Here is a 4,271-nt window from a genome sequence, read left to right on the forward strand (position 1 = left end):
GGCGATCCGCGCTACACCGCGATCTCGCGCAGCACCGCGTCGAGCACGGGAATGCCGGCCGCCGTCAGCGCCAGCCGGTCGCCGTCATGGGCGAGCAGCCCCTGTCGGATCAGCGTTTCGACCCGATCGAGGTGAACGACCTCGCCGATCGTCCGTTCGCCGAGCCGGGCGATCCGGGCAAGGTCGATCCCCTCGGCCATGCGTAGCCCCATCACCAGCGCTTCGGTGACGCGCTCTTGGCGGGTCAGCGCATCCTCGCGTTCGATGCCGTGGCCGTTGCGCGCGACGGCAGCGATCCAGTTTTCGGGTTTGCGGTGGCGCTGCGTCGCCATGCCGCCGCGCCGGCCATGCGCGCCGGGGCCGATGCCGGCATAGTCGCGGTAGCGCCAATAGGTAAGGTTGTGGCGGCTCTCCGCCCCCGGCCGGGCATGGTTGGATATTTCGTACAGCGGCAGGCCGGCGGTGGCGGTCATTCCTTGCGTCATCTCGAACAGGTCGGCGGCGAGATCGGTGTCGGGTAAGGTCAACTCGCCCTTGGCGGCCAGCGTGGCGAAGCGGGTGCCGGGCTCGATCGTCAGTTGATAGAGCGATAGATGTTCGGTGCCGAACGACAGCGCGCGGGCGAGTTCGGCCTCCCATGCCGACAGCGACTGACCCGGACGGGCGTAGATCAGGTCGAAACTGACCCGCGCGAAATGGCGCTGGGCGATGGCGAGCGCGTCCAGCGCCTCGTTGACGCCATGCGCGCGGCCGAGAAATCCGAGCGCGGCATCGTCGAGCGCCTGCACGCCCAGCGACACGCGATTGACCCCGGCGGCGGCGATGTCGGCGAAGCGCGCCGCCTCGACCGAGGAGGGGTTGGCCTCCAGCGTGATCTCGATGTCGGGCATCGCCGGCCAGAGGCGGCAGGCGGCGTCGATGATCGCCGCGACGGTGGCGGGCGGCATCAGCGACGGCGTGCCGCCGCCGAAGAAGATCGAGGCGAGCCGGCGGCCGGGCAGCAGCGCCGCCTCATGCGCCAGATCTGCGAGCAGCGCGCTCGCCCATGCGTCCTGATCCACCCGCTCGCGGACATGGCTGTTGAAGTCGCAATAGGGGCATTTCGACACGCAGAACGGCCAGTGGACGTAGAGCGCGAGTGGCGGTTGGTCGGCGGACATGCGTGCCCCATATGGGGCGTATGCGGAGGATACAAATATTGACGGCGGCGCTGCTGCTGGGGGGATGTTCGGCGGTGCCGGCGAGCGGCCCCGAACGGGTGGTCGAACCGCGCGCGTTCGACGGCGTCGCGCCGCGCGGCGCGGCGCTGCTGCGACAGGCGATGGAAGCGGGCCACCGTGCCGCCCGCGCCGAGGCGGGCCTGCCGCCGCTGGTGTGGGACCCGGCGCTGGCGGCGGATGCCAAACGCTATGCCGGCGAGATGGCGCGGACGGCGACGTTCGAACATTCGCCGCAGCCGCGCGGGACGCCCGAACAGGGCGAAAACCTGTGGACCGGCACGCGCGGCGCCTATCGCTACGACGAAATGGTGGGGCATTGGGTGGCGGAGAAGCGCTATTATCTGCCGGTCGCGGTGCCGGGATCGTCGAACACCGGCAATTTCGGCGACGTCGCACACTATACCCAGATATTGTGGCGCACGACGCAGCGCTATGGCTGCGCCGAGGCGAGCAATGCGAAGGACGATTTCATCGCCTGCCGTTACGTGCCCGCCGGCAATATCGTCGGCCAGCGGGCGTTCTAGGGCGGGTCGACCCCTTTGCCGCTATCGTCACCCCGGACTTGTTCCGGGGTCCACGGTGCCGCGATCGGTGTGGCTTGAGGCACCGGCGACAACGGTTACGGCCCAGTGGACCCCGGAACAGGTCCGGGGTGACGATGGAACCTTGATCGGTTCCGAGCAGCGTTACTCGCCGTCCTTCATGTCCTCGCGTGCGCCGGCGACGATCTTGGCGGCGATGTGGCGGACCTTGTCGTCGTTCTTGTCCTCGCCGTGCGACGGGTCGCCGAGCTTGTCGAGGCTGAGGTCGAGCGAGTCGAGCAGGCCGGGCAGTCGCCGTTCGACATAGCGCATCGTCCAGAACAGCAGATGTTCGACCGCGATTTCGCGGTGGCGGATCTTCACGGTTTCATCACTCACATCAGGCTCCCTGTCGGCTGCCGGGATCAATGCCCCGGCAGCCCCGGCCGTTCCGTCAGAATACCGCGCGTACCAGTTGCGCGAACGCATCGGCACGGTGGCTGATCGCATGTTTATGGTCGGGATCGATCTCGCCATAGGTCTGCGCCATGCCGTCGGCCTGGAACATCGCGTCATAGCCAAAGCCGTTGGCGCCGCGCGGTGGCGATACCAATGTGCCGTCGACCCGCCCCTCGAACCATTCGACATGGCCGTCGGGCCACGCCAGTGCCAGCGCGCAGACGAAATGCGCGGCGCGGCTGTGATCGGGACCGGTCGCCTGCATCCGTTCCTCGACCAGCCGCATCGCCGCGTCGAAATCCTTCGACGGCCCGGCCCAGCGCGCCGAGAAGATGCCCGGATCGCCGCCCAGCGCCTCGACGCACAGGCCGCTGTCGTCGGCCAGCGCGGGCAGGCCCGACAGGTCGGCCGCCTGCAACGCCTTCAACTCGGCATTGGCGACGAAGGTGGTGCCGGTCTCCTCGGGCTCGGGCAGGTCGAGTTCGCCCGCCGAAATCGGCGTCACGCCGTACGGGCCGAGCAGCGCCGCGATCTCACGGATCTTGCCGGGGTTATGGCTGGCGATGACGAGCCTGCCGGGGGCAAGCTTGCGGATCGCCTGTGGGTCCTTGCCCTCGCCGCTCACCGGCCGGTCGCCCGGAGCTGTTCGGCGAAGATGCGGCCGCAGCCGATGCGCGCCAGGCGGAGCAGGCGGAGCAATGCTTCCTCGTCGTAGCAGGCGCCTTCGGCGGTCGCCTGCACCTCGGCGATGTTGTTGTCGCTGGTCAGCACGAAATTGGCGTCGGCATCGGCGGCCGAATCCTCGATATAGTCGAGGTCGAGCACCGGCGTGCCATTGTGGATGCCGCAACTGATCGCCGCGACCTGCCGGCTGATCGGATCGACGCTCAGCTTGCCCTCGCGCAACAGCCCGTCGACCGCTAGCCGCAGTGCCACCCATGCGCCCGAGATCGCGGCGGTGCGGGTGCCGCCATCGGCCTGGAGCACGTCGCAATCGAGCGTGATCTGCCGCTCGCCCAGCGCCTTCAGGTCGACCACCGCCCGAAGGGAGCGCCCGATCAGCCGCTGGATTTCCTGCGTTCGGCCCGACTGCTTGCCCTTGGCCGCCTCGCGGCTGCCGCGGGTGTGGGTGGCGCGCGGCAGCATGCCGTATTCGGCGGTGATCCAGCCCTCGCCCTTGCCACGCAGCCATGGCGGCAGGCGCTCCTCGACCGACGCCGTCACCAGCACGCGGGTATCGCCGAAGCCGATCAGGCACGACCCTTCGGCATGGCGGGTATAGCCGGTCTGGATCGTGATGGGGCGCATTTCGTCGGGGGTGCGGCCGGAGGGGCGCATGGGATTCTCCTGGAAAACTTGGCGACATGCCCTAGCGGTCCGTTCATTCCCGCGCCAGTCACGCCGCGGTATCGACGATACGCGCGCGAAACGATGCGCCAACGGGAGGACGACCATGAAGATCATCGCCTTGGGACTGGTGCCGCTGCTGGGCGGCTGCGTGATGGCGATCGGCAATACCGAGGGGGGCAAGCCGGTCGCGATCGAGCGTGAGACGATCAGTTACGAAACCTCGCCGTGTTTTGGCACCTGTCCGGTCTATATGGTGACGATCCAGCCCGACGGGCGCGGCACCTTCGAGGGCAAGCGCTTCACCGCCGTCAGCGGCGTGCGGTCGTTCCAGGCGACGCCCGCGCAATATCGCGCCTTCGCCGCCAAGCTTCAGCCCTATCGTCCGGCGCAGGGCGACCGGCTGCTGCAACCGGGCCAGCCGGGATGCGGCAATGCGCCGACCGACATGCCCTCGGTCGAGGTGCGGTGGAGCGAACTGAGCGGCGCATCGCAGAAACTGTCCTATTATTACGGCTGTGGTGCTGCCGACGGCGGCCGGACCGGCGAGGCGTTGCGCGGCGCGATCGGCGAACTGCCGGTCGCGAGCTATATCAAGGCTGGTTGATCGGTGAGGGGAGACTTGGAATCCGTTTGAAAACGCGTCGATGCGCGTTTTGCGGTGCCGGCCCGCTCCCCCACCCGGCCACCCACAGCGTATCCTTGATGGGTGGCCGGGTGGGGG

6 protein-coding genes are annotated in these 4,271 nt (G+C 68.5%); 2 read left to right on the top strand and 4 right to left on the bottom strand.

What is annotated here, in order from left to right; all coding sequences use genetic code 11:
* Positions 1-11 precede the first annotated feature (11 nt).
* Positions 12-1,160: a radical SAM family heme chaperone HemW gene (hemW, locus tag ASE78_RS08725; RefSeq protein ID WP_056495801.1), complete on the bottom strand. Its 1,149-nt coding sequence runs from the start codon at positions 1,158-1,160 to the stop codon at positions 12-14.
* 38 nt (positions 1,161-1,198) lie between these two features.
* On the opposite strand from hemW, the gene ASE78_RS08730 reads away from it, so the two are divergent.
* Complete coding sequence (locus ASE78_RS08730) at positions 1,199-1,744, top strand: CAP domain-containing protein (protein WP_235514954.1); 546 nt, start codon at positions 1,199-1,201, stop codon at positions 1,742-1,744.
* 162 nt (positions 1,745-1,906) lie between these two features.
* Here ASE78_RS08730 and ASE78_RS08735 read toward each other — a convergent pair whose 3' ends face one another.
* From ASE78_RS08735 to rph, 3 genes are read right to left on the bottom strand one after another with little or no spacing between them, the layout of a single operon-like run.
* The gene (locus ASE78_RS08735; RefSeq protein ID WP_200909810.1) at positions 1,907-2,140 is read right to left on the bottom strand and encodes a hypothetical protein; all 234 of its coding nucleotides are present in this window, start codon (positions 2,138-2,140) and stop codon (positions 1,907-1,909) included.
* 55 nt (positions 2,141-2,195) lie between these two features.
* A complete protein-coding gene (gene rdgB / locus ASE78_RS08740; RefSeq protein ID WP_055760984.1) occupies positions 2,196-2,825 on the bottom strand; it encodes an RdgB/HAM1 family non-canonical purine NTP pyrophosphatase in 630 nt (209 codons plus the stop codon).
* Complete coding sequence (rph, locus tag ASE78_RS08745; RefSeq protein ID WP_056495808.1) at positions 2,822-3,538, bottom strand: ribonuclease PH; 717 nt, start codon at positions 3,536-3,538, stop codon at positions 2,822-2,824. Before rph ends, rdgB begins: the two co-directional genes overlap by 4 nt.
* A gap of 115 nt (positions 3,539-3,653) precedes the next feature.
* Here rph and ASE78_RS08750 point away from each other — a divergent pair, with 115 nt between their 5' ends.
* A complete protein-coding gene (locus ASE78_RS08750) occupies positions 3,654-4,154 on the top strand; it encodes a DUF6438 domain-containing protein (RefSeq protein WP_055760978.1) in 501 nt (166 codons plus the stop codon).
* The last annotated feature ends 117 nt before the right edge of the window (positions 4,155-4,271 follow it).

Origin of the sequence: Sphingomonas sp. Leaf25 (assembly GCF_001421635.1) — a bacterium.
Lineage (GTDB): Bacteria > Pseudomonadota > Alphaproteobacteria > Sphingomonadales > Sphingomonadaceae > Sphingomonas.

Excerpts from the sequence above, each read along its gene's own strand:
- ASE78_RS08750 (WP_055760978.1), top strand. The coding sequence starts at position 3,654 with ATGAAGATCATCGCCTTGGGACTGGTGCCGCTGCTGGGCGGCTGCGTG.
- rph (WP_056495808.1), bottom strand. The coding sequence starts at position 3,538 with ATGCGCCCCTCCGGCCGCACCCCCGACGAAATGCGCCCCATCACGATC.
- hemW (WP_056495801.1), bottom strand. The coding sequence starts at position 1,160 with ATGTCCGCCGACCAACCGCCACTCGCGCTCTACGTCCACTGGCCGTTC.